The sequence below is a fragment of the Alteromonas mediterranea DE genome (assembly GCF_000020585.3).
Taxonomy (GTDB): Bacteria; Pseudomonadota; Gammaproteobacteria; order Enterobacterales; family Alteromonadaceae; genus Alteromonas; species Alteromonas mediterranea.
The window spans coordinates 1,713,023-1,736,415 of the sequence record NC_011138.3; the positions used below are offsets into that span (position 1 = coordinate 1,713,023).

Consider the following 23,393-nt stretch of genomic DNA (forward strand, 5'->3'; position numbering starts at 1 on the left):
ATTAGCTGCCCCTGTAGCTGCTGAAACCGAACGGAGAAATTAGTAGCGGTACGTGATAGTGCCCACCGTTTTCTTCTAGTTCAAAGGTAATATCAATGTGTGGGTAGAAACTGCTGCCGTGAGCCTTAACTAAGTAAGGCTTGCAGTGAAAACGCAGCGTGTAAACACCTGCTGGAAAGCCATTGTCGCTCTCTAGAGCCCAGTTGTTAAAGCGGCCGTCGCTATCTGTTTTACCCGACAGCGTATTACCGTCGGGTAGGGTTAGGGTAAGCGCGATACCGTGAGCTGGCTTACCCAAAGTGGTGTCAAGTACGTGGCTTGAAAGCGTATTCATACTGTATTCCTATTAAATTCGTTACTTGTAATACGTCAGTGCGCTGTTAAGACAGGCTTTTATTAATACGCAGCAACGTAATTTTTATTTGCTCAGCTGCGGCGTTTACTATTTCTTGTTGCGTTGAATTAGGCAACCTTGCCTGCAGTGCTTCTAGCATGGTTTGAGCAGAAAGCCCTGTGGCGCAAATAATAAAAATAAAGCCGTGTTTATCTAAATACGCCTGATTTGCCTCTTTTAGTTGTTGAAGCACCGCCTCAGGCGCACTGGCCGTGCCTGACTGCTCTCCCGCCGCAATGGCCTTGGTATTTGCAAACTTTTTGCGAAGCGAGTCTACATCTCCAATCATAGGATGGGCGGTAAAGGCCTCTAAATAATCGCTGTTACTGCATTGCGCCCATGCGTTTTTTGCCTGTTCTGTTAAGGCGTTGGTATCGCTGTAGGGGCGGGCATTAACCATCATATAAATCCAAGTTTTTGATGCGCAGCATTGCTCAAACCAGGCTGAAGCCTCATCCGAAGCGAGGGTATTCAAGTCATTTAATGTCACGGGTAGTATCCTTTTTGCTGCTCGAGCTTTCACTGTCACCTAGCGTGGTGGCAATGAGCTGCTCGCACCCAGTCTTATTTAATTTACTCGTCTGCATGTGACTCACGCTAACGTCACTTACCGCAGAAGGCGTCGCGCTGCGGTTGTCGTGGTGAAGCCGAGCGATAATTTGCGCCGAAATCGAAACAGCGACTTCAATTGGCTGCTTACCTGGAATATCGCGATTACCGATTGGCGTCACTAAGCGTGCTAATGCATGTTCATCAAAACCGCGATGCGTAAGCTTCGTTTTAAATCGTTTGGCTTTTGTATCAGACCCAATTAAACCCACAAAAGGCAGGGAAGGGTGCTTCAACGCCTGCTCGGTGATGCGATAGTCAAGTTGATGATCGTGAGTAAGTATAATGAGCCAGCTGTTTTCATCTAAATGCCTTACTTCACTTTCCGGCGCGTCTTCCACAATTTTTTGTACGTTGGCAGGTAACGCGTCGGGAAACAAGTCTTCTCGGCTGTCTATCCATGCAATGCGTACGGGAAGTTGGGCCAAAATAGGCACAAGGGCCTTAGCTACATGGCCTGCACCAAAAATAGCAACCTGCTGCTGATGTAGGTTACATACATCAAACAGCACTTTTACGGCACCTCCGCAGCATTGCCCTAAAGCACTGCTTAGCGGGTAGCTATGTAGCTCAGTACGCGTTTCGCCCTTAGCGAGGTAGGCACGTGCACGACTTATCGCATCAAATTCAAGATGTCCACCGCCTATGGTATCTATGGTATGCGATGCTGTAACTACCATCTTGCTACCTGACTCTCGAGGGGTAGAGCCCGCTGTTCCCACCACGGTAACCAGTACATAGCCTTCGTTTTGTTGCTGGCACTCGGCTATGCCCTCGTACCAGCGCTTGGCACGAAAAGACGCAGTCATATTGACGACCCTTCGCTTGCACAGTTTTGTATTGCAGCAATGGCGTTCAGTACCCGCTCTGGCGTAGCCGGGGTATCTAGCTGCGGGTCAAGGGTATAACCAGACAGGCTTGAAATGGCGTCTTTAATAGCACACCACACCGAAATGGCTAACATGAACGGCGGTTCGCCCACTGCTTTTGAATGATAAATGCTATCTTCAGCATTTTTTCTGCCAAATAATTTCACGTTGAATACTTTCGGTGTATCACCGATGGCCGGAATTTTATAGGTGGCCATATTTTCGCTGATGAGTTTACCGTTCTCGTTCCACTTTAAATCTTCTGTAGTTAACCAGCCCATGCCTTGGATAAATGCGCCCTCAATCTGACCAATATCAATGGCAGGGTTAAGGCTACTGCCCACATCGTGAATAACGTTCACTTCGTCAACGGTATATTCGCCAGTTAGGGTATCGATAGAAACTTCGCTCATCGACACACCGTAGGCGAAGTAGAAAAAGGGTCTACCTTCACCGGTATCGCGGTTGTATTGCAGCTTAGGTGTTTTATAGAAGCCCGTCGAAGATAGCGATACGCGAGCAAAGTAGGCTTGCTGTACTAGTTCAGGAAAAGTAATGCTGTGCTTACCTAGCACTACATGCTGATCAGTAAATACGACTTCATCAACACGTTCGCCTAACCCTAGGCTTTCGGCATAGCGTTTTGCTAAACGAGTTTTAAGTGTAATACACGCATTTTGTACTGCTTTACCGTTAATGTCTGTGCCGCTAGACGCTGCAGTTGGCGACGTATTTGGTACCTTATCAGTGCGCGTAGCAGTCACTTCTATCATGTCCAGGTCGAGGCCGAATTCGTTCGCCGCAATTTGCCCAATCTTCGTGTGTAAACCCTGACCCATTTCTGTACCGCCATGGTTCACCTGAATACTACCGTCGGTATAAATATGAACCAGCGCGCCTGCTTGATTGAGGTGTTTCGCTGTAAAGGAAATACCGAATTTGACCGGTGTAAGCGCAAGGCCTTTCTTTATAACCGGGCTTTCACGGTTGAAAGCAGAAACGGCTTCTCTGCGCTGCCAGTACTGAGCGCTTTGTTCGAGTTCGTTTATCATTTCCGGCAGCAGGTTGTGTTCGACCTCCATGCCATAAGGCGTGGTGGTTCCCGTCGTTGGCCCGTATAAATTGCGTTTTCTAACTGATAGCGGGTCGCTGCCTATAGTGCGCGCAATCTTATCTATCAGGGCTTCCGCCATAATCATGCCTTGCGGGCCACCAAAGCCTCGGTAAGCCGTGTGCGACACCATGTTGGTTTGTAGTCTGTGACCAACGATATCGCTGTCGCCAAGAAAATAGCCATTATCTGCATGAAACATGGCTCTATCGACAATAGCATCAGAGAGATCCGGAGAATGCCCGCAAATACCGTTAATGATCATGCGGGTGGCTTCAATCTTTCCTGTGCTGTCAAATGCGACGTCAAAAGCATTGTCGAAGGGGTGACGTTTGCCGGTTACGTGTATATCAGTAAAGCGAGGTAAACGCAGCTTAACCGCGCACCTATTGCGTGAGGCAAGTAGAGCAGCGATACAAGCCCACTGCGCCGCTTGGGTTTCTTTCCCACCAAAGCCACCGCCCATACGACGCATATCTACCATAACGCGATGCAGTTTGATATCTAAGACTTCAGCCACAAGTTTTTGTACTTCGCTTGGATGTTGGCTAGAGGTGTAAATCTTCATGCGATCTTCTTCATCGGGGATCGCGAGGCTAACTTGCCCCTCTAGGTACATATGCTCTTGGCCACCTATGCTCAGCGTACCTGACGCTTTATGTTGCGCGTTGTCGAAGGTGTCATCAACGCGTGTAGATTGTTGGCCAAATCGGTGCAATGGGCGCACAAATGTTTGTTGTGCGTGTGCTTCATCTGCATATAGAACAGGGGGGGCTTCAACAACCTCAATGTGGCCCTTAAGCGCCGCTTGGCGCGCCAACGTTACCGAGGTAGCAAGCACAGCAAAAACCGGTTGGCCAAAGAACTTCACCTCGCCATTGGCAAGTAGGGGGTCGCCTTCAAATACCGGGCCTATGTCTTTATGGCCGGGCACATCGTCTATGGTTACAACATCAACCACACCTTCACTGGCGCGCACGGCACTTAAGTCAACATGGGCGATAGTGCCCTTAGCACACTTGCTTAGCCCTACAGCCGCGTAAAGCGTACCTTGAGGCTCAATCACATCATCTACATAGTTGGCAGTGCCCTGGACTTGACGCTCAGCGCTTTCATGTTTTTTAGATACGTGAACCACACCTTGCTTTTCACGTTCACCTGTTGGGGTAGGGGTATCAATTAACTTACGCATGTTGCACCACCCGTGTTTCAATGTTATTCGTCGACTGGTTTTCTAGCCAGAAGCGGTGCCACAAGTTTGCTAGCACGGTTTTGCGGTATTCGGCAGTAGCCCGTACATCGTCTATGGGCGTGAATGCATCAAATAAAATTTGTTTGCCTAGGTTTAGGCATTCACTACTTGAGAATTGCTTACCTTTAAGCGCGTTTTCAAGGGCTTGACAGGTAGAAGGTATAGCTGCAACACCACCAAAACCTGTGGTAATAGCGGCTACGTTGCCATTATCAAGAGTAAGATTGAATACGGCACAGACCGCTGAAATATCATCTTCAAAGCGCTTGGAAATTTTATACGCAGCCAACACTTGGGCAGGCTGTTTAAGCGGTATTTCTATGGCACTGATCCATTCACCACGTTCTAGCTGAGTTTCACGATAGCCAGTGAAAAATCTGCTAATTGGTAAGGTGCGCACTTTATCACCGTTATCTAAATGCAAGGTAGCGTTTAGGGCTAGCAGTAGGGGAGGCATATCTCCTATCGGCGAAGCGTTAGCCACATTGCCGCCCATTGTAGCTTGATTTCGAATGGGCAAAGAGGCAAATCGCGTGACGAGTTCAGCCACTTGTGGAAATACAGTTAATAAAAAAGGTGCTGCATCATTTAACGCAACGGCTGCACCAATAATAAGTGAATGTCCTGTATTGGTGCACTGTTTTAGTGCGTCGATGTGAGTAACACTAATAAGGGTGTCGATATTCTTAAGCTGCTGCGTGAACTGTAAACTCAAGTCCGTACTGCCTGCAACAAGCTGGGCAGTGGGGAACTCGCTAATTAGGGCCTTTAGTTCTTCACGGGTAGTTGGCGTATAAACCTTGCCTGTACCCGTGGGAGGCGTATTAGTCAGTGACAACAAAGTAGCCAGTGTCTTGCTTTGTTTAGCAGAGAATTGGTCGTTTGGCGTTTGCTCACATACCGCTAGTGTTGCATCTATGATGGGGCGGTAGCCCGTACAGCGACAGAGGTTGCCCGATAAGGCCTGTAGGACTTCATCTCTATTTGGCTTCGCGTTACTGTGGTAAAGCGCAAACATTGACATGATAAAGCCGGGAGTGCAAAAGCCACATTGAGTGCCGTGATGGTCTACTAACGCCTGTTGAACAGGGTGTAAGTGTTTACCATCGCTTAAATGCTCTACAAATAAAAGTTGTTTACCGTGAACCGCACTCATAAGTGTAATGCAGCTATTTACCGTTCGGTAATGTAATGTCTCTTTGTTTGACGCTGCGGGTTCAACAAGTACCACGGTACATGCACCACAGTCGCCTGCCGCACATCCTTCCTTTGTCCCTGTCTTTTTTCTGTGTTCGCGTATAAATTGTAGAAGGGTGAGGTCGGCTCGCGCTTCGTTTAATTCTACGATATCGTTATTTATTAGAAAGCGAATCATACTCACACCTTCTCGTAATATTCATTCTTGTATCCATTAATATAGCTGTATTTTTTTAAGAAAAGTAGACCAAATGGTCAATTTATTGCTTATAAAAAAAGGCCAGGTTATAAAAAGGCCATTATTTCGCGCCAATATTTTGGGGTTTTGAGCGAAAAGCTTTCCCAATTTCTGCGTCGCATGTATTGAATAAGGCAAGATTCGTGCAAGGTTTGAAGTAACACGCAAATTTCGTGCTTTAGTATGGTTAACACCCCACAGTTGGGGCATGTATACTTTATAGCAACTCATCGGCAATAAATGCTAACCTAACAATAAGGCATGCAGCATTATTCTGCCCGTGCGCTTGCAAAGTAGATTGCAAAGGAATTTAAATAATAATGATGAAGGTAAAAAGTGCCGACGCTGGTGTTGGCGCTATGAACAGAAGAAAGATACTCCAAGCTGCTGAAAAGTGCTTCGCTCAGTTTGGTTTTAAAGGAACAGCGGTACAAAAAATTGCTGACGAAGCCGGGCTCCCGAAAACTAACGTACTGTACTATTTCAAAACCAAGCAAGAGCTTTACGTGGCGGTGCTAGAAGAAACCCTTTCACTGTGGAATTCTCGCTTCGATAGAGCAACGGTGGAGGATGACCCCGCAGAAGTGTTGGCTAACTATATCGCTGAGAAAATGGAAGTATCGCGAACCAACCCCCAGGCGTCTAAGATCTTTGCTATGGAAATTATCAACGGTGCACAGAATTTAAGCGGCTACTTTGATGAAGAGCACGCGCTGTGGATGAAGGGGCGTTTAGCAGTTATCGATGCGTGGGTAGAGGCAGGTAAGCTTCCCCCTGTTGAAGGCGAGTATTTGCTTTACACTATTTGGGCCAGTACCCAGCATTATGCCGATTTCTCTACGCAAATCACGCGGCTTCGCGGAAAGAAAATGACAAAGATAGACTTCGAGAACGCGACAAAGCAAGTGGTTAAGCTTGTATTAGGCGGATGTGGTTTGTCGGTACCTGAAAGCTTTGAGGTGTAACGTGACAGACGCTGTATATCCTAGAGATTTAGTGGGTTACGGTCAGCACGTACCCCATGCCAAATGGCCAAACAATGCCAAAATTGCCATACAGTTTGTATTGAATTACGAAGAGGGTGGTGAGAATTGTGTTCTTCACGGTGACGAAGCGTCCGAAATCTTTCTATCTGAAATTATAGGTGCACAAGCCTATAAAGACCGCCATCTTAGCATGGAGTCAATCTACGAATATGGCAGTCGAGCAGGGTTCTGGCGTTTACACCGCTTACTGAATAAGCACGAAATCCCCGTTACCGTATTTGGCGTTACAATGGCCATGCAAAGGCACCCTGAGGCGGTAAAAGCAATGATTGATTCTGGTTGGGAAATTGCCAGCCATGCTATGCGATGGGTGCATTACCAAGATATGGATGAAGAGCAAGAGCGCAAGCAAATTGATGAAGCGATTATTCTTCACGAGCAGCTAACCGGGGCTAAACCTGTAGGGTGGTATACGGGAAGAACGAGCCCAAACACCTTAAAACTGATTGCCGAGCGAGACGATATATTATATTGCGCTGATTCCTACGCCGACGATTTGCCCTATTACGATTGTCACTACAGTAAGCCTCTACTCATGGTGCCCTATACGCTAGATACTAACGACATGCGTTTTGCCACGCCGCAGGGGTTTAACAGCGGTGAGCAGTTCTTTACCTATTTAAAAGATGCATTTGATGTATTGTACGAAGAAGGTGAAGAAGCGCCTAAAATGCTTTCTATTGGCCTTCACAATCGCATTATTGGGCGGCCTGCTCGTATGGCGGCGCTACAGCGCTTTATTGAGTACGTAAAGTCACACGATAAGGTATGGCTGGCTACAAGAGAGCAAATTGCCCGCCATTGGCTTGATACTCATCCTAAAGACGAGTGACAAATTGCACCATTAGCGTTTACAGTGCACCAAGAAGATATACATTTCGTAAAGCGAACGATGAAAAAGCGTTTTCCGTTCGCTTTTAGCCAAAGGACATTAACGATGAAAGTAAAATTAGCACTAATTGCACTTGGCGCACTCGCGCTTACCGGATGCTCTAAGCTGACCAAAGAAAACTATGACAAGCTAGAAATGGGGATGACTCAGGATGAAGTAGAGTCGATATTAGGCTCTGCTGACAATTGCGGTAAAACCATGGGAACCACGGCGTGTACGTGGGGTAGTGAAGATGAAAAACACGTAAAAATTGTGTTCATGGGCGATAAGGCGGTTACCTTTACTTATGACGGCCTTAAGTAAAACGGCGCTTAGCTAAAGTTAGGTCAAAAAAGTCTACATTATTTATCTAAAAAAAGGTGGCTAATTTAAATTAGCCACCTTTTTTGTATTTATTGCTATAGCGTGATTTCTATCGCATTATAAGCGCGCTTAGCAGTTATTTTAGGTCCAGCAAGTATCGCAGTAAGAATACAACCGCAAGTGCGTAGGTAAGTGGGGTTACGTCTTTGAACTTTCCTGTACCCACCTTAATGCCCACATAGGTAATAAAACCAAGCGCGATACCTTCGCTGATACTAAAGGTGAGAGGCATTGCAATAAGTGCTACAGAGGCCGTTGCCAGTGCGCCTAGATCATCGAAGTCAACTTGACGAATCGATTCCATCATTAAAATACCCACCATGAGAAGTGCAGGTGTGGTGGCCATGAGAGGGATCACTTTCATCAGCGGCGTCAAAAACAGTGATAATAAGAAGCACACTGACACTACGACCGCGGTAAGGCCTGTTCGGCCACCTGAAGAAACGCCGGTGGCAGACTCTACATAGCTTGTTACTGGCGATGTGCCGACCATTGCGCCGGCAATACTCGCTGACGCATCAGCAGTCATCGCCGCGCCAATTTTAGGGAGTTTACCCTCAGGTGTGAGCAGGTTTGCTTTTCGCGAAACGCCAATGAGTGTGCCGATGGTATCGAACATGTTGACAAACATAAGCGCAAAAATAAGGTCCCATGTCTCAGCAAGGTGGTCGATAGGATACCAAAAGTCCATTGCCATAAAGGTGTTTGATATCGACTCTGGCATGCCTACAACGGCAGATGGCGTGGCTGTAAGTGTGCCATTCTCAGTAGGAACGAATGCGCCGATAAGTGTAAGCGTTACGATAGATATTAAAATGGCACCTGTTACGCGCTTTACCATAAGTACAATAGTAAAAATGATACCCGCAAGGGCGAGCATAACAGCGGGTTCTGAAAGGTCGCCTAGCTGCACAAATGTGGCTGGGTTATCAACAATAAGCCCTGCGTTTTTAAGGCCAATAAAAGCAATGAACAAACCGATGCCGCACTGCACGCCAATTTTAAGCGACGGCGGAATAGATTCGGCTATTTTTGTTCGCACCCCTGTCAGTGACAGTATAAGAAAAAGAATACCATTCCAAAAAACGATACCTAATGCTGCTTCCCATGGGATCTCTCGACCAAGGCAAATGGTAAACGCAAAAAAAGCATTTAAACCCATGCCTGGTGCTAACGCGATAGGGTAATTTGTCATCAGTGCCATCATGAGCGTGCCGATACACGCTGCAATCGCTGTCACTGTAATTAAGCCCTCTACGGGCATACCGCTTAACCCCAAGATACCTGGATTGACCACAAGAATGTAAGACATAGCGGCAAACGTAGTTAGCCCCGCGATGATCTCTGTTCTTACTGTTGTTCCGTGTTCCTGCAGCTTAAATAGCCGTTCAATTACGTTATTGGACATCAAGAGTTCTCTGTGTGTGTTTCATTTATAGTTTTGTGCGTTAAAGCAATAAACTGACCAATTAGTCAACTTGTTGGTGTGTTTTGTGCTAACTTAAAATTTTAGTACAATGAAAAAACAAAATTCATTGTATGACTTAACGTCACTAGCCAGGCGACATAAAGCCAGCCAAACGGTTAGTAAACACCATAGTTGATGTTAAAAAAACGCAAACAAAACCTAAATGAGCAATAGAACTCGTTTACAGATAGCATTAAAGATTAACTATAACGCACCAAATAAATGCATTCGCATTGTGATGGTGCAATAAGTGAGGGGCCATGTCGCTGTCATCCATAATTAACAACATTCCAAAGGCCGAACTGCATCTGCATATCGAAGGTAGCTTAACGCCTGAACTCATGTGGCGCCTAGCTAAGAAGCACAGTGTAACACTTCCTTATGCCAGCGTGAAAGAGATAGAAGCTGCATATAACTTTGAAGACCTGCAAAGCTTTCTCGATTTATATTACGCTGGTGCTGGCGTGCTTAGGGACGAAGAGGACTTTTTCACACTCATGTGGGAATACCTAAGCCGATGCCATAAGGAAAACATCGTTCATACGGAAATCATGTTCGACCCACAAACACACACCGAGCGTGATATTGGCTTTGACGTTTTTATGCCAGGCTTTCTACGGGCCATGGATAAAGCAAAACAAGAGTACGGCATTAGTAGTTATCTCATCATGTCTTTCTTGCGACACCTTCCTGAAAGCGCAGCTTTTGAAACACTCAGCGAAGCAGAACCGTATTACAAGCACATAACCGCTGTGGGGTTAGATAGCTCAGAGCTAGGGCATCCGCCGTCAAAATTTGAACGGGTATTTAAGAAAGCGAAATCACTGGGCTTTAAAATAGTCGCCCATGCTGGAGAAGAAGGCCCCGCTTCTTACATTTGGGAAGCCATTGAGCTTCTTGATGTTGACCGCATTGACCACGGGGTAAGGTGCCAAGAAGATAAAGCGCTTATGGCACTTTTAAGAGAAAGGCAAATTCCACTGACTGTATGCCCGCTAAGCAACCTTAAACTGTGTGTAATAGACGATATGAAGCAGCACAATATCGTTGAACTATTGAACGAAGGGCTATTGGTTACCGTTAATTCAGACGACCCCACATACTTCGGCGGTTTCTTAAACGACAACTTTGTTGCTTTACAAGAGTCTTTAGATATCGACGAAGATACAATTAGAACGTTGGCGGCAAACAGCTTTAAATCCAGCTTTTTACCTGAAGATGTTAAGCGCTCTTTTGTTGAGAAAGTCTTTAACGATAGAGAAAACTTTTAACGTGAGGGGAAACCTTTAACGATAGAGAAAACCTTTAACGTGAGAAAAAACCGTTAACGTTAGAGTAAGTCTTTAACGTGAGAAAAAAACTTTAACGTTAAATGACAAGGGGCATCATACTACGCCCGCATTACATCAACGGTTTTTTTAATTAATTCGTCAAGCGCGGCCATGTCGCTTACTACGTTGCTAAGGTCGCCTTGCTTTGCTTTAACTTCAATTTCCGCTGCTTTTTCTCGAATGGCGTCAGCGCCCACATCGCCAGACACGCCTTTCATTGCATGGCTATTAAAGCGCACGCCTTCTGCGTCTTCCGCTTCTGCGGATACTTGAAGCGCATTTTGCTTTTGTTCGATTTGTGCCAAAAACATTTCAACAATGCGATTGAGTAGACCCTCGTTTCCCCCGAGCCTGCTTATTGCTGCCTCTTTATTCCATAACTTCTCTGTAGAGAGTGCGTGTTGTGCGTTTAACGTATCCATGACTATCACCCAATCAATTGTTTCGTACCACTTTATAGTAATTGTTGTGCTTTAAAAAAACATTAGTCAATTGCTTTGACTAATATTTTTACATAATGCATGGCTAATATATACTAAAGGTTAATGTTTTTTTGAGTATCTCAAGCGATACTGAACTCGGTTAATTGTTCCAAAGTTTGGTAATTCTCATGGGAAGTGAGACACAGAAAGTAGTCATCATAGACGATGAGCCTACAACACTCTTGTTATTAGAAAGTGCAGTAGAATCTCTAGCAAAAGTCGTTACAGTCTCTCAAAGCGTACAAGCGTTTGATAGTGTTAAATTACATCGCCCAGACTTAGTTGTGCTGGATATAAGCATGCCTGAAATGTCAGGTTTTGAAGTGTGCAAGCAAATAAAGGTGTGTCCTGATACGGCTTCAATTCCTATTATCTTCGTTACATCCCACAGTGATATAGAAAATGAGCGCATTGCACTGTCCTAAGGCAGTTTCCACTTAACGTATTAAAAATAGATCGTTCCTTTATAATAGATATGGATACAGAGCAACAGGCGCACGATATTGTTACTGCAATCGTGCACTTAGCGTTAAGCCTCGAATTAAAGATTGTGGCTGAAGGTATAGAGACGCAATCCCACTTTAATGGTTTAAAAGCTCTGGGGTGTCACCTAGGGCAGGGGTATTTTATGTGTCGCCCTATGCCAATGAACAATTTCTTTACAAAGTTCATTGATGATATTGATGTGGCGTGAAAAAGCATTCTATAGGAGTAAGCCCTAATAGGTAAATTTATGTGCCATTTTTAATACCGATTAATTCCAAAAATATAGTGTTTTCAATACACATCTCTCTATAAGATGCTAGACTAGCTTTAATTTATGTGGTTTCAAAAAAGTCCTAGGTAACAAAGGCTATGCCTTATCCCTTCGCGGTAATATATTAAAAAATTAATGAATGGAATGGAAATAAAACCCTACTCAGCGTGCCGGGTACTAATTGTTGACGATGAACCGATGAGTCGGTTGTTGTTGGAGTCAATACTAGAAAGCGTTTTTCATTGCACTGTAGTGGAATCCGGTAAAGACGCTATATCTAACTGCGAGGAGTGTTTGCCTGACTTAGTGTTACTCGACATGAATATGCCAGACATAAATGGGCTCGAAGTATGTGCAACGCTCAAAGCATCCCCGACGACAAGCCAAATACCGGTAATATTCGTTACCTCAACGATGGACATTGAAAGTGAAAATGCATGCTGGGAGGTTGGAGCGTCTGACTTCGTTATGAAGCCAGTAAACGCCTCTACTTTAACGCACCGAGTCAAAACCCACCTCCAAAATAAGCTTCGTACTGAGTTTTTAGAAATGATGACATTTCATGATCAGTTAACGGGCCTGTACAACCGCATGTATCTGACCAAAGAAATCCCTCTGCTAATAAAACAAGTAGCGCGAGATAAAGGAATGGTTGGCGCGATAATGATTGATATCGACTATTTCAAGCTTTTTAACGACCATTACGGGCATTTAGAAGGCGATAATTGCCTTAAGAAGGTTGCGCAGATTATTGCAGACACCGTTAAACGGCCCAAAGATGCAGTGATCCGTTTTGGCGGTGAAGAATTCTTGGTAATTCTTCCCTACATCGATTATCAGGGAATAAAGCTCGTTGCCAACCAACTCGTGAAAGCGGTGAGACAAGCAGGTATTGTGCACGAAAAAGGGATTAGCGGCTATGTATCAATTAGCGCTGGATATGCCGTATGGAAGGCAGCAGACGTTGTAGACGAAGATTCAGCTTCACTTATCGAAGACGCAGATATTTCCCTTTTTGAGGCCAAAGAGCGAGGGCGAAATCAAGCGAAAGGCTAACGTGTATAAAAATTGTGCCCTTATCGCCCTACAATCTATCCTATTGTTTAATGTCGTAAACAAAATATAAACGCTACTATTTGGCATTATAGAAGAAGTCTAATGTCGCAGTGCTTTGTGCGCTGCAGTGTTTCATCGGTGTTGAGCTTAGGTAGCGAGCCATGGTTTATTTTGACGAGCAGTCGAGTTTAAATATTAAGTTGGAAGCACAGCTAAAAACCTCGCTAACGGGGTTAGTTCAGCGCGGCTGTGATTCGCTTGGTATCTTCCAAGCTATGCTACTGCAAATTGATGATGAAACAGTCAACGTTCTTGTAAAAGCCTCCTCTGCTTATCCCCCAAGCTTTAAGTCGATTCCCTCTTTTTCTTCATGTGTTTCTGTAGATAACTGTTTTCCTGCTAACAGCGCAAAAGCGTCGTCAGCCTTTAAGCAATGGTTTGCTGCATACTTTAATGGCGAAAAGTACATTCGCGGGCGTATTCACAATCTCGACGGAAATCGCGTTTGTCTGGTTTTCATTAATGCCTGTCCGGCACAGTCGATAAACCTTGAAAAAGTGGCGTTACTCGATGACTGGTTAAATGTGATGATTGAGAAGTTTCACGTTGAAAAAGCGGAAACTAACCAGAATACCCTGTACGATAAGCTACAAAGCGTAGCAAATATTGGCACGTGGGAAGTAGATTTCACAACAAACGTTCTAACTTGGTCATCACAAACTCGTCGCATACATGAAGTGGATGACGATTTTATTCCTTCACTAGAAACCGCAGTGGGTTTTTACAAAGAGGGATTTGACCGAGGTGAGATTAGCCGCATTGTTTCTCATACCGTCGAAACGGGTGAACCATGGAGTGCAACCCTCGAACTAGTTTCTGCAAAGGGTAACTCGGTGTGGATCGAAACCCATGGTATGGCAGAAATGAAGCAGGGTAAATGCGTTCGGTTGTTCGGCACTTGTCAAAATGTGAATAAGTCGGTTCAGCTTAGGCTTGAGCTCGACGCCCGTCGTAAAGAAGCGGAAGCGGCGTCTAAAGAGCGTGGCATGTTGCTTTCGCGAATTAGTCACGAGTTAAAAACCCCGCTAAATGGTATTACGGGAATGCTTCAGGCCATCAAGTTTGAAAATAAAGACAATGTTCGCATAAGAAAAGCAGATATTGCATTGCACAGCGCCGACCGGCTTTTATCGTTAATCAACGATGTGCTTGACTATACGTCAATCATCAATGGAGAATTTTCCCTCAATTACAGCGATTTTTGTGTACGCTCACTAGCCGAAGATATCGTTGATGAGTTTAAAAATAAATGTTCAGACAAAGGCGTCAGGCTTTATGCCGTATTGTCTTTTGACGATAACACCTATGTTAATGGTGATGCCGCAAGAATCAGTCAAGTTATTACCAACTTGCTGTCAAATGCCGTCAAATTTACGGCAAAAGGCTACATTTCTATTCAGGTCACCCTAAAGCAGCAGGGAGATATACCTATCTTGCTCGCCTCTGTCGAAGACACAGGTGTGGGCATGAGCGATGACATATTGTCGCGTATATTCAGACCCTTCCAAAACGATACCGACAGTGCATCAGAAGAATTAAACGGTAATGGTTTAGGCCTGTCTATCGTCAACCAACTGGTAGGAAAAATGGGCGGCGAGTTAGAAGTTCGCTCGAACGTGGGGAAGGGAACATGTTTCGATGTAGCCATCCCTATTGAAATGGCAACATTGGAAGAAACAGCGAACGAGGATGTCGAGATATCTTCTGAGCTTTTGACTGTGCCGATAAATATATTGGTCGTTGATGACAACGACATAAACCGCCTTGTGCTGGCCTCCATGCTTGAAAGATTTAACTACGTGCCCGATGAGGCAGACAATGGCGAAGTTGCTGTCGAAATGGCCCGGGCGAAAAGATATGACCTTATTTTTATGGACTGTGCGATGCCAGTGCTTGATGGGATGAGCGCAACGAAAATCATTATGCAAGAAGGGCTGCTATCAAAATACGGAAGAGTTGTCGCGGTAACCGCTAACACCACAGCCGAAGATAAAATTAGCTGTAGCGAAGCAGGAATGGCTGATTTTCTGTCAAAACCCGTGGTCCAGAACGACGTGACCGCGCAGGTTAGAACTGCATTGAACGCAAAGTCTATCACCGCTTAATGCAAAAGTTATTGCCAATAAGCGGCTTTTGCTTTTAGCGTGCCTTACGAGTTGAATGTTGTAATTCATTCCAGTGTTTAACGATATAATCTGTTACCTGAGAACCCACGCGATATGCTGCTTGAATAGCTGCATTCATCGCCGCATAGCCATCGCCCGAACTTTCAAGTTTAAGATTATCTGCAGCGCTTAAGCTTGGCGGTTGCATCGTAAAATAATTCGCAGTACGTAAAATAAGAAGCGTATTGAGGAAAGTAAAAAGTTTTTATGAAGCAATGTGCATGGAAAGAAATCCTAAAAAAGAGCCAAGCACCGAAGTGACCTTCAGACAGTGTGCTGGGCTCTCTAGTAAAAGTGAGGAGACAAACTGTCAGTGGTTGTCGCGCTAACGTCTATGCTACGCACGACAACCTTAACAGCATTGGCTACCTAGAAGGTGTAAGTGAATTTCGCGTTGAAGTGACGCGGTAATTCAGGAAGCACAATTTGGCTACCGAACAGGTCAGGGAAGTTAGAACGGAAATAACGCTCATCCGTTAAGTTTTTAACCGTTAGGTTAAACGCCCAGTCTTCTGCCTGATATGACAATCCCGCATTTACAAGCGTGTAAGCAGGTAAGGTAACTGCAGCCGAGAACCCTGACGCTACTTCTTCTACATCTACCACGCTCACGTTAGCAGCATAGCCATTTTGAAAATCATAAGTGGCTGTTAGCGTGTAGATATTCTCAGGGATACCCGCTTTACGGCCGTCAGTATTGTTGAAGCCTTCGCCTATTAGGTTAAGGCCAATCACGTTACCGCCAAAGATCAGAGACGGATCTTCAAGGTTAACTAAGTCTTCAGCACCTAAGAAACCAAACTGATTACCGTTTTCAAGCGCCGTTAGGTTAATAACTTTGATATTGGTATAACCCGCCGACACAACCAAGTTGTCGTTCACTACCCAGCGAAGCTCAAACTCGGTACCTTTATTGTTAGTGGTGTTGTTAGTAACCGTATTTTGTGCGTTAAAGTCAGTACGCTCTTGTTCAAATGATGACAGTGCGAAGTATAGCGTGTCATCTAATAGTGAACCTTTAACACCAAACTCAATCAGTTCAGAGGTATCGAAAGCACTACCATCACCCAGCTGACCTACGCCTATCTCAGCACCTTGTCCAGCTACCAATGTTGCCTGCTCTGCCGCAGTGATGTATGGAATTAAACCAAATTCAAATTCGTATGAAATACTTGCGTTCCACGACCATCCGTCGACGGTTTCTTCTGCAGAAACTGGTGTACCCTCGTTACCTTCAATGCGAGCACTTGGCAATATAAGGTCTTGACGCGAGGTGGACTCAATATCAATGGTGTCATAACGTACACCAAGAACAAGGTTTAAGCCCCAATCCCATGTTAAATCGGTCATCGCGGCAACGCCCAAATCTAAGTAGTTGCCCACGTCATAGTTGTCGTAGTTTTTGCCTGAACGGGTAGACAATAGGCGACGGTCCAGCGCAGAAGATGGCATCGTTAGGTCGCGACGGTTAAAGTACTCATAAGTAAAATCATCACCGTGCTCAAAATCCGTGTAACGTACTGATGGCGAGAATTGGAACTGAGCGAGTAAGCCGTCGTTTTCATATTCTGTGGCAAAAATAAGCTTGTCTTCTACCACCCAACTATCGTGGAACTGAGAGAATCCATAGGCATTTTCATTGATATTGTCGTATGCATCATAGAAAAGCTGGTTGCGAATTTCCCAGTTATCCGTGTAGTAAATGGTGTCGAAGTATAGCGTGATGGCTTCGTTACCTAGCTGATCGTCCGGAGCAACCAGAACTTGGTTACCGCTAAGAGTAGTGGTTCCTACATTTTCCAGTTGCATTAATGCTGTAGCTTCATCGTCGGTAAAGCTCGATGCTGGAACGTAGAAAAAGCTTTCGCCGGCAATGTTTATTGCGCCGTATTCTTCGTGACTAATTTGGCCATCGCCGTCGGTATCTAGCGGTTGCGCTGTACCTGTAATGTAAGTGCCGTCATCCACTAGTTCTTGCGTTAAACGGTTCCAGCCAGCTACTTGGTTGCCATCGTAGTCATGGTACATACCGCCAAACTCAAAGCGTAAGTTGTCTGTGATATCTACGTTGAAAGAGGCTTGAAGCACGGTTTGATCGGTTTGCGTATTATCGTAATAGCTATCTGAGTTCTCTAGCTCACCGTATATATAATAGCCCATCTCTTTACCAGCAACGCTTGCTGGGCCGCCAACTTCGGCGGTTAGAATGCTTTTATCCCATGAACCTGTGGTATAAGAAAGGGCACCGGTAGGGGCATCTAAATATTGCCCACCAGATGCGCGAGCAGATTTGGGGTTGAAGTTTAGGTAGCCGCCAATTTTAGACGGACCATAAATAGGTGATGCTGGGCCTCGAACAATATCAATTCGGCTTGATGCGCCAATAGGGGTAGGGTAGTTGCCTGGGTTATCAAGGCGCTTTACACCGCGAAAGTATGTTTCACCCGGTGTACCACGCACGTCAAGTGAACCGGCTACACCAAAGAATGACTGGGTGAATGTACCAGGTGCGAATGCGACCAATTCATCAATATCAGAAACGTTGAAACGCTCCATTTGCTCTTGAGAAATAGTGGATGCTGAACGCGGTGTTTCCAGAATAGATTTACCAAAGCCGAAGACAGACTCAACGTCTTGGCCTGGTAAGCTGCCTAGCGACCCAGTTACCTGAATCTTTTCGACATCTTTTTCTTTAACCTCTGTCTCTTCTTGCGCAAATGCTTGAGATGACAGTGCCACTGCGGTAGTCATCGCAAACGCTTTTGCTAGAGGAGATAATTTGAATGTAGTGTTTTTCATGGTTTCCTCGTTATTTTTAGTTGCCCTTTTTTAGGGCTTTATCAACGCAACATTTCTATTGCGCCTTGCTGTATGCAAGAGGGTTAGCAGGATGAGTGCCAACTACTTAACCAGTTGGTCAACTTTTAACCTGCTCTTAAGCTGCTGAATTATAGGGATAAAAAAATATAATGTTGTTCTTATATTGTTATTTTTATGTAAATAGTTAAGGTTTTTCTAATTTATGCACTTTTACGGTGATTTTTATCGTGTTTTTGCACTATAAAGGGAAAAGGCTGCATCTTGACGATGGTGAGTGCCCAGTATGGCTGTTATAGGTTTAGGAACATCGCGGGCGTTGTTAACCTCAAAGCCCGTATTATCTGCATGGAAAGCGTTCGAGCTTTGTTTACCTTGGCGTGTCGCCTTCTCGCGTTTGGCATTTTGTAACTGGTTTTCAGATGGCGTTTCACTTTTTGATTTGTGTGACGTTCTACCGGGTAAGGTTAAATCTAGTATGACAGCGGTAAGCCCTGCCGAAGTCACTGGAGAAAGCAAAATATTTTCAAGCCAATTTGGGAGTTCAGCTAGTGCCTGAGGCACCATCATTACACCTATGGCCATGCCCAAAGCGCAGGCCGTTACCAAACTACTGCGTCTATCTAGGGCATAACTTGCAAGTAGCTTCAATCCGCCTACGGCCACCATGGCAAACATAACCAAGGTTGCACCGCCTAACACCGGTTTAGGAATAGCTTGAAGCACGCCGCCTACCACTGGAAAGCAGCCAATAAACACAAATAGCCCAGCGACAAAAAAGCCTACTTTACGGCTCGCGATCCCCGTTAACTGGATCACGCCGTTGTTCTGCCCAAATGTGGTATTGGGAAAAGTGTTGAATATGCCAGCAAGCAATGAATTTACGCCGTCACCCAAAATGCCGCCTTTAATGCGACGTAAATACACAGGCCCGGTGACTGGCTGCTTACAGAAAAGGCTGTTGGCGGTGAGGTCGCCAGCCGTTTCTATAGCGCTGAATAAGTAAATAAGCGCAATAGGCAAAAATAAGTTGATATCAAAGGCAATACCAAAAGCAAATGGCGTGGGAATAGCGACGATAGACAATGAAGATAAACCGCTAAAATCTAGCCCTTTAGTAAAGGCAATATAGGTGGCACCTATTGCCATGCCGATAAAAATGGCGCTTAAGCGAAGCCAATGATTTGATGACGCGTTCAGAAAAACAATGATTAGTAATACACCTAGCCCGACGATTAAGTTGTCGGTACTGGCAAAATCTGAAGCATTAAAGCCGCCGGCAAGGTCTGTCATGCCCACGTTAATTAAACTGAGACCTATTGCGGTAATAACGATACCTGTGGTCAGTGGTGTGATAATTCGCTTTAAGCGGTTTACAAACAAGCTGAATACAATTTCAACTGACGCACCTGCCATCGTTAAGCCAAATAGCAGGGCTAGGATATCTTCAGGCGTGCCACCATTTGCTTTCACCTGACTACCGGCCAAAATCAATGCGCTGATAAACGCGAAGCTAGTACCTTGAATAGCAACAAGGCCACTGCCCACAGGCCCAATTCGCTTGGTTTGAATTGCCGTACCCACGCCGCTTACAAACAAAGCCATGCTAATCAAATAGGGAGTATACTCGCTTAACCCTAATGACGATGTGACGATAAGTGTTGGTGTAATTACGCCTACAAAACTGGCTAACAAGTGCTGAAACGCCGCGGTAAGTGATGGGAGAAATGCCGGGCTATCGTGTAAATCGTAAATTAACTCGCTGTTACCAGAAGACATGGTTATTCCTTATTTCACGCAGACAGTAAAAGCACTTGTAGACAAAGCACTTATTAATAAAGCACTGTAGAAGAAGTGAAGTGCGTTTGTTTTTTTGAAAGACGGGACCTCGGCCGTAAGTATCCACGCTTGCTGGCGGAGAACTCGACACGTTTGCGATGCGCTTTGTGAGCCCATACCCCTTTTGAACCAAGCGTTAGCATTTCTATCAACGACACGCGTGGCAACAAGGCTATGCAGGCATGAAAAGCACAGCGGTAAAAAACGTAAGGGTGGTAAAGCAAATAACATGGCCGGAGATAGGTAAATAAAGTATATCCATGAACTGCAAGATGTTGACCAACTGGTCTGTTTGTTTTGTGATTTCTAACTGTCTGTTTTGGCTTGCTTTTTATGTGCTATTTACGTGGGTTGAAATGTTCGGAGAATGTCTAAGCCCCATTTTGGTGCCTAAACAAAAAAATGCGCTAAATTAGCGCATTTATTAACGTGAGTTGGGCATTTATTGCTAAAGCGTAACGCCTTCGTCCAGCGTGACAAAAATCGAGTGGCGCACTTCATTGTACATAGCCCGCGAGCAGTGGCCTTCACCTTCGGTATCTTCCAAAAGTAGGACGTCGCCTGCACCAAATACATGGCGCTCACCGTTAGATACGGTAAACTCTGCGCGCCCTTTAATGATAAATAGCAACTGGCGTGCTGGGGCTGGGTGCCATTTAAAGTCATAGTCGGCAGGCGTTTCTCGGAAAATGATTTTATCCGCGCCAAACTTTTCTGAAAGCATACCAATCGGCCCGCCGTCCTTTAGCGCAATATCCACTTCGCCGAAGTGACTTTTTCCCACTTCATCGTTGTAAATCCTTGTTATTTTCATTATTCACCCTTCAAAACTATCGTGGTTTTATCTTAAGAAGAAAGAGAGCGGAACGCTCTCGCGATAAAAGGCCTTTGCCTTGAAATACGCTGACGTTGGCGCACGTTTGTTACAAATGCTAAGCGTGTTGCAACTTGCTAATTGTTTTATAAAGCACTGACAAACTCGCCGCGACGTCATCGAGAGTGATAGACTCAGCAGGGTGATGGCTAATACCGCCTTTGCAGCGGGTAAATAGCATTGCTACAGGGCAAATATCTGCAATTGCCATGGCATCATGACCTGCTCCAGAAGCTAATACCCGTGGCAATATTTCACTTTCTTCAACCCCGCGAATCAAGGCTTGCTTTAAGTGCGGGTCGCAGTGAACCGCGGGAGCGCTATGCGTTTGCTCACGGCTAAGCGTAATTTGTCGTGCTTTTGCAATGTCATCGAATTTTTGCAAAATTTCTGCCAACACAGAATCGCGCAAGTCATTGTCTTCACTTCGAATATCGAGTGAAAAACGGGTGCGACCCGAAATAACATTGACACCATTAGGGGCATTTTCAATTTTACCAACGGTAGCGACTACGCCAGGGCGCTGCAGGCTTATAGCTTCAACGGCTAACAGCATTTCTGCACTTGCACATAGCGCATCTTTTCGCATGGACATAGGTACCGTACCGGCGTGACCTGCCATGCCTTCAACCGTAAAATTAAAGCGCTTCGCGCCCGCTATTGCACTTACTACACCCACAGGTAAGTTTTCTTGCTCTAAAACGGGGCCTTGTTCAATATGCAGTTCTAAGTAGCCCAAAATATCGGTACGGGAAATAGCGGCGCTGTTAACGGCATCAAAGCTCAGGCCAAAATCCGTCATGGCTTGCTCTAAACTCATGCCGTTTTCATCTTTAAGGAAGCGCCATTGGTCTTGCCACTTACCAGTAAGCGCGCGGCTGCCTAATAGTGTTGTGCCAAACCGCGTGCCTTCCTCATCACAAAAGCCAACGATATCAATGTTAAATGGGAATTTAGTTTGGGTGCCGTCAAACATGGCTACCAGTGAAATAGCTGCAATAACACCCAGCATGCCGTCGTATTTACCACCATTTGGTACGGTATCTAAGTGGCTGCCCAAGATTAATCGCGGTGCATTGGGCACGCTAGATGTGTAGCGCCCCCAAATATTTCCCACCGCGTCTTGCCAGGTCGTCATGCCTGCTTCAATCATCCAACCGGATGCAAGTTGGTTCGTTAACCTGTGTTGTTCGGTTAAGTAGCGCCTGTCTAAACAGGTGGGATCTTGGCTTAAGGTGCCCAAGGTTTCACACCGTGCCATAACCTGAGTGGCTAGTTCAGCGAATTCACGCATCCGCCACTCCTGCCGCTTTAGCTTCTGCATACACCGTTAATGCCGCATCTACCCCTTTGCCTGCAGGCGCATTAAACCCTTGCATTCGCAATACGGTTTCCAGAGATTGTAAAGTGTGAAGTACAGCATCTTCACGCGCGTTATAGCCCATGGTGCCAATACGCCATATTTTGCCTTTAAGGGGGCCGAAGCTGGTGCCAATTTCAATATTGAACCGCATAAGCAGCGTTTCTCGAACGGCTTCACCTTTAACGCCCTCTGGAATATGTACTCCCACCACGTTATACATTTTGTGGTTTAAGTCGCCAAAAGGCGCAAGGCCCATGGCTTGAATGCCGGCAAGCATGGCATCGCCAGCCACTTTATGGCGAGCTATAACATTCTGCTGACCTTCTTCTAAATGTAAGCGTGCGCATTCTCTAGCGCAATACAGCATGCTGGCAGCTTCTGTGTGATGGTTTAAACGCTCTTCACCCCAATAATCCATGATCATAGGTAAATCAAAATAATTCGAGCGAATTTTGGGGCCTCGGGCCGCTTCGTGATGGGCATCGCGAATACCCGCCTCAACGTGATGGCGCGTGCGTACCATCTTTACGAATTTATCGCTAAGGGTAATAGGCGCACTGCCAGACGGGCCGCCTAAACACTTTTGCAGGCCAACGGAAACTGCGTCTAACTTCCACGCATCAACATCAAGAGGATTACCGCCGATAGATGCGGTGGCATCGCAGTAGAACAATACGTCGTGAGCCTCACATATTGCGCCTATGTCTTTGAGCGGTTGAAGCATGGTGGTCGACGTATCGCCCTGCACAATAGCCAGTAACTTCGGTTTTACTTCTTTAATTGCCGCTTCAATTTGCGCTGGTGAAAAGACTTCACCCCAAGGTACTTCGATAGTGTGTACCTCGGCATCGGCGCGTTCGGCAATTTCAGCAAGCAAATGCCCAAAACGACCAAAAATAGGAACAAGTACTTTATCGCCTGGCTCTATGGCCGAGACGAGTACGGCTTCAATGCCAGCCCGCGAAGTGCCGTCAACCAAAAACGTCTGTTGGTTTTGGGTGTTAAAAACATCCCGGTAAAGCTGCATTACCTCATTCATATAGCCGGTCATTACCGGGTCGTACTGGCCTACTAGCTGCGTAGACATGGCGCTTAAAACGCGCGGATAGCAGTTGATAGGACCAGGGCCCATTAGCAAACGCGGCGGTGGAGAGAGTGGTGCCAAAGCCCCGTTAGAATTTGCGTTAAACATTTCGTGAGACATTAGGGC

The 23,393-nt window shown here is 45.6% G+C and carries 21 protein-coding genes; 8 read left to right on the forward strand and 13 right to left on the reverse strand.

Annotated elements, in window-relative coordinates; translation table 11 throughout:
- Position 1 precedes the first annotated feature (1 nt).
- From uraH to xdhA, 5 genes are read right to left on the reverse strand one after another with little or no spacing between them, the layout of a single operon-like run.
- Positions 2-334 carry a hydroxyisourate hydrolase gene (uraH, locus tag MADE_RS07725; RefSeq protein WP_012518057.1) on the reverse strand — a complete coding sequence of 111 codons (333 nt, stop codon included), beginning with the start codon at positions 332-334 and terminating at the stop codon, positions 2-4.
- Between the two features lie 46 nt (positions 335-380).
- On the reverse strand, positions 381-884 hold the full coding sequence (gene uraD / locus MADE_RS07730; protein ID WP_012518058.1) for a 2-oxo-4-hydroxy-4-carboxy-5-ureidoimidazoline decarboxylase: 504 nt from the start codon (positions 882-884) through the stop codon (positions 381-383).
- Positions 871-1,812, reverse strand: a complete 942-nt coding sequence (xdhC, locus tag MADE_RS07735; RefSeq protein WP_012518059.1) for a xanthine dehydrogenase accessory protein XdhC — start codon at positions 1,810-1,812, stop codon at positions 871-873. The genes uraD and xdhC overlap by 14 nt, the downstream gene beginning before the upstream one ends.
- Complete coding sequence (gene xdhB / locus MADE_RS07740; RefSeq protein ID WP_012518060.1) at positions 1,809-4,175, reverse strand: xanthine dehydrogenase molybdopterin binding subunit; 2,367 nt, start codon at positions 4,173-4,175, stop codon at positions 1,809-1,811. Before xdhB ends, xdhC begins: the two co-directional genes overlap by 4 nt.
- The gene (gene xdhA / locus MADE_RS07745) at positions 4,168-5,610 is read right to left on the reverse strand and encodes a xanthine dehydrogenase small subunit (protein ID WP_012518061.1); all 1,443 of its coding nucleotides are present in this window, start codon (positions 5,608-5,610) and stop codon (positions 4,168-4,170) included. Before xdhA ends, xdhB begins: the two co-directional genes overlap by 8 nt.
- Before the next feature lie 380 nt (positions 5,611-5,990).
- Here xdhA and MADE_RS07755 point away from each other — a divergent pair, with 380 nt between their 5' ends.
- The 3 genes from MADE_RS07755 (at position 5,991) to MADE_RS07765 (ending at position 7,911) form a co-directional block, all read left to right on the forward strand.
- The gene (locus MADE_RS07755; RefSeq protein ID WP_012518062.1) at positions 5,991-6,635 is read left to right on the forward strand and encodes a TetR/AcrR family transcriptional regulator; all 645 of its coding nucleotides are present in this window, start codon (positions 5,991-5,993) and stop codon (positions 6,633-6,635) included.
- 1 nt (position 6,636) lies between these two features.
- Positions 6,637-7,548 (forward strand): allantoinase PuuE, encoded by a 912-nt coding sequence (puuE, locus tag MADE_RS07760; RefSeq protein ID WP_023559620.1) that lies wholly within the window; start codon positions 6,637-6,639, stop codon positions 7,546-7,548.
- A gap of 105 nt (positions 7,549-7,653) precedes the next feature.
- Positions 7,654-7,911, forward strand: a complete 258-nt coding sequence (locus MADE_RS07765; RefSeq protein WP_012518064.1) for an outer membrane protein assembly factor BamE — start codon at positions 7,654-7,656, stop codon at positions 7,909-7,911.
- A 136-nt stretch (positions 7,912-8,047) separates the two neighbouring features.
- Here the strand turns inward: MADE_RS07765 and MADE_RS07770 are convergent, their stop codons facing one another.
- The gene (locus MADE_RS07770) at positions 8,048-9,379 is read right to left on the reverse strand and encodes an NCS2 family permease (protein ID WP_012518065.1); all 1,332 of its coding nucleotides are present in this window, start codon (positions 9,377-9,379) and stop codon (positions 8,048-8,050) included.
- Between the two features lie 320 nt (positions 9,380-9,699).
- Here MADE_RS07770 and MADE_RS07775 point away from each other — a divergent pair, with 320 nt between their 5' ends.
- Positions 9,700-10,710: an adenosine deaminase gene (locus MADE_RS07775; RefSeq protein WP_012518066.1), complete on the forward strand. Its 1,011-nt coding sequence runs from the start codon at positions 9,700-9,702 to the stop codon at positions 10,708-10,710.
- 119 nt (positions 10,711-10,829) lie between these two features.
- Here MADE_RS07775 and MADE_RS07780 read toward each other — a convergent pair whose 3' ends face one another.
- Positions 10,830-11,192 (reverse strand): Hpt domain-containing protein, encoded by a 363-nt coding sequence (locus MADE_RS07780; protein WP_012518067.1) that lies wholly within the window; start codon positions 11,190-11,192, stop codon positions 10,830-10,832.
- 188 nt (positions 11,193-11,380) lie between these two features.
- Here MADE_RS07780 and MADE_RS07785 point away from each other — a divergent pair, with 188 nt between their 5' ends.
- From MADE_RS07785 to MADE_RS07800, 4 genes are all read left to right on the forward strand, one after another.
- Entirely contained in the window at positions 11,381-11,677 is a 297-nt protein-coding gene (locus MADE_RS07785; protein WP_012518068.1) for a response regulator, read from the forward strand.
- A gap of 50 nt (positions 11,678-11,727) precedes the next feature.
- Positions 11,728-11,946 carry an EAL domain-containing protein gene (locus tag MADE_RS07790; protein ID WP_012518069.1) on the forward strand — a complete coding sequence of 73 codons (219 nt, stop codon included), beginning with the start codon at positions 11,728-11,730 and terminating at the stop codon, positions 11,944-11,946.
- Positions 11,947-12,153: 207 nt separating this feature from the next.
- The gene (locus tag MADE_RS07795; RefSeq protein ID WP_232362922.1) at positions 12,154-13,065 is read left to right on the forward strand and encodes a diguanylate cyclase; all 912 of its coding nucleotides are present in this window, start codon (positions 12,154-12,156) and stop codon (positions 13,063-13,065) included.
- 161 nt (positions 13,066-13,226) lie between these two features.
- On the forward strand, positions 13,227-15,230 hold the full coding sequence (locus MADE_RS07800) for a hybrid sensor histidine kinase/response regulator (RefSeq protein ID WP_012518071.1): 2,004 nt from the start codon (positions 13,227-13,229) through the stop codon (positions 15,228-15,230).
- Between the two features lie 34 nt (positions 15,231-15,264).
- Here the strand turns inward: MADE_RS07800 and MADE_RS20195 are convergent, their stop codons facing one another.
- The 6 genes from MADE_RS20195 to MADE_RS07825 all read right to left on the reverse strand — a co-directional run bounded on the left by MADE_RS20195 (position 15,265) and on the right by MADE_RS07825 (position 23,387).
- Positions 15,265-15,438 (reverse strand): hypothetical protein, encoded by a 174-nt coding sequence (locus MADE_RS20195; RefSeq protein WP_012518072.1) that lies wholly within the window; start codon positions 15,436-15,438, stop codon positions 15,265-15,267.
- Positions 15,439-15,659: 221 nt separating this feature from the next.
- Complete coding sequence (locus tag MADE_RS07805; RefSeq protein ID WP_012518073.1) at positions 15,660-18,089, reverse strand: TonB-dependent siderophore receptor; 2,430 nt, start codon at positions 18,087-18,089, stop codon at positions 15,660-15,662.
- A gap of 243 nt (positions 18,090-18,332) precedes the next feature.
- Complete coding sequence (locus MADE_RS07810) at positions 18,333-19,886, reverse strand: uracil-xanthine permease family protein (RefSeq protein ID WP_012518074.1); 1,554 nt, start codon at positions 19,884-19,886, stop codon at positions 18,333-18,335.
- A 508-nt stretch (positions 19,887-20,394) separates the two neighbouring features.
- Positions 20,395-20,760, reverse strand: a complete 366-nt coding sequence (locus tag MADE_RS07815) for an AraC family ligand binding domain-containing protein (protein WP_012518075.1) — start codon at positions 20,758-20,760, stop codon at positions 20,395-20,397.
- Between the two features lie 118 nt (positions 20,761-20,878).
- Positions 20,879-22,114, reverse strand: coding sequence for an allantoate amidohydrolase (locus MADE_RS07820; protein WP_012518076.1), 1,236 nt, complete (start codon positions 22,112-22,114; stop codon positions 20,879-20,881).
- Positions 22,107-23,387 (reverse strand): pyridoxal-phosphate-dependent aminotransferase family protein, encoded by a 1,281-nt coding sequence (locus MADE_RS07825; RefSeq protein WP_012518077.1) that lies wholly within the window; start codon positions 23,385-23,387, stop codon positions 22,107-22,109. The genes MADE_RS07820 and MADE_RS07825 overlap by 8 nt, the downstream gene beginning before the upstream one ends.
- Positions 23,388-23,393: the final 6 nt, after the last annotated feature.

Excerpts from the sequence above, each read along its gene's own strand:
- uraH (WP_012518057.1), bottom strand. The coding sequence starts at position 334 with ATGAATACGCTTTCAAGCCACGTACTTGACACCACTTTGGGTAAGCCA.
- xdhC (WP_012518059.1), bottom strand. The coding sequence starts at position 1,812 with ATGACTGCGTCTTTTCGTGCCAAGCGCTGGTACGAGGGCATAGCCGAG.
- xdhB (WP_012518060.1), bottom strand. The coding sequence starts at position 4,175 with ATGCGTAAGTTAATTGATACCCCTACCCCAACAGGTGAACGTGAAAAG.
- xdhA (WP_012518061.1), bottom strand. The coding sequence starts at position 5,610 with ATGATTCGCTTTCTAATAAATAACGATATCGTAGAATTAAACGAAGCG.
- MADE_RS07755 (WP_012518062.1), top strand. The coding sequence starts at position 5,991 with ATGATGAAGGTAAAAAGTGCCGACGCTGGTGTTGGCGCTATGAACAGA.
- MADE_RS07765 (WP_012518064.1), top strand. The coding sequence starts at position 7,654 with ATGAAAGTAAAATTAGCACTAATTGCACTTGGCGCACTCGCGCTTACC.
- MADE_RS07770 (WP_012518065.1), bottom strand. The coding sequence starts at position 9,379 with ATGTCCAATAACGTAATTGAACGGCTATTTAAGCTGCAGGAACACGGA.
- MADE_RS07775 (WP_012518066.1), top strand. The coding sequence starts at position 9,700 with ATGTCGCTGTCATCCATAATTAACAACATTCCAAAGGCCGAACTGCAT.
- MADE_RS07780 (WP_012518067.1), bottom strand. The coding sequence starts at position 11,192 with ATGGATACGTTAAACGCACAACACGCACTCTCTACAGAGAAGTTATGG.
- MADE_RS07785 (WP_012518068.1), top strand. The coding sequence starts at position 11,381 with ATGGGAAGTGAGACACAGAAAGTAGTCATCATAGACGATGAGCCTACA.
- MADE_RS07790 (WP_012518069.1), top strand. The coding sequence starts at position 11,728 with ATGGATACAGAGCAACAGGCGCACGATATTGTTACTGCAATCGTGCAC.
- MADE_RS07795 (WP_232362922.1), top strand. The coding sequence starts at position 12,154 with ATGGAAATAAAACCCTACTCAGCGTGCCGGGTACTAATTGTTGACGAT.
- MADE_RS07800 (WP_012518071.1), top strand. The coding sequence starts at position 13,227 with ATGGTTTATTTTGACGAGCAGTCGAGTTTAAATATTAAGTTGGAAGCA.
- MADE_RS20195 (WP_012518072.1), bottom strand. The coding sequence starts at position 15,438 with ATGCAACCGCCAAGCTTAAGCGCTGCAGATAATCTTAAACTTGAAAGT.
- MADE_RS07805 (WP_012518073.1), bottom strand. The coding sequence starts at position 18,089 with ATGAAAAACACTACATTCAAATTATCTCCTCTAGCAAAAGCGTTTGCG.
- MADE_RS07810 (WP_012518074.1), bottom strand. The coding sequence starts at position 19,886 with ATGTCTTCTGGTAACAGCGAGTTAATTTACGATTTACACGATAGCCCG.
- MADE_RS07815 (WP_012518075.1), bottom strand. The coding sequence starts at position 20,760 with ATGAAAATAACAAGGATTTACAACGATGAAGTGGGAAAAAGTCACTTC.
- MADE_RS07820 (WP_012518076.1), bottom strand. The coding sequence starts at position 22,114 with ATGCGTGAATTCGCTGAACTAGCCACTCAGGTTATGGCACGGTGTGAA.
- MADE_RS07825 (WP_012518077.1), bottom strand. The coding sequence starts at position 23,387 with ATGTCTCACGAAATGTTTAACGCAAATTCTAACGGGGCTTTGGCACCA.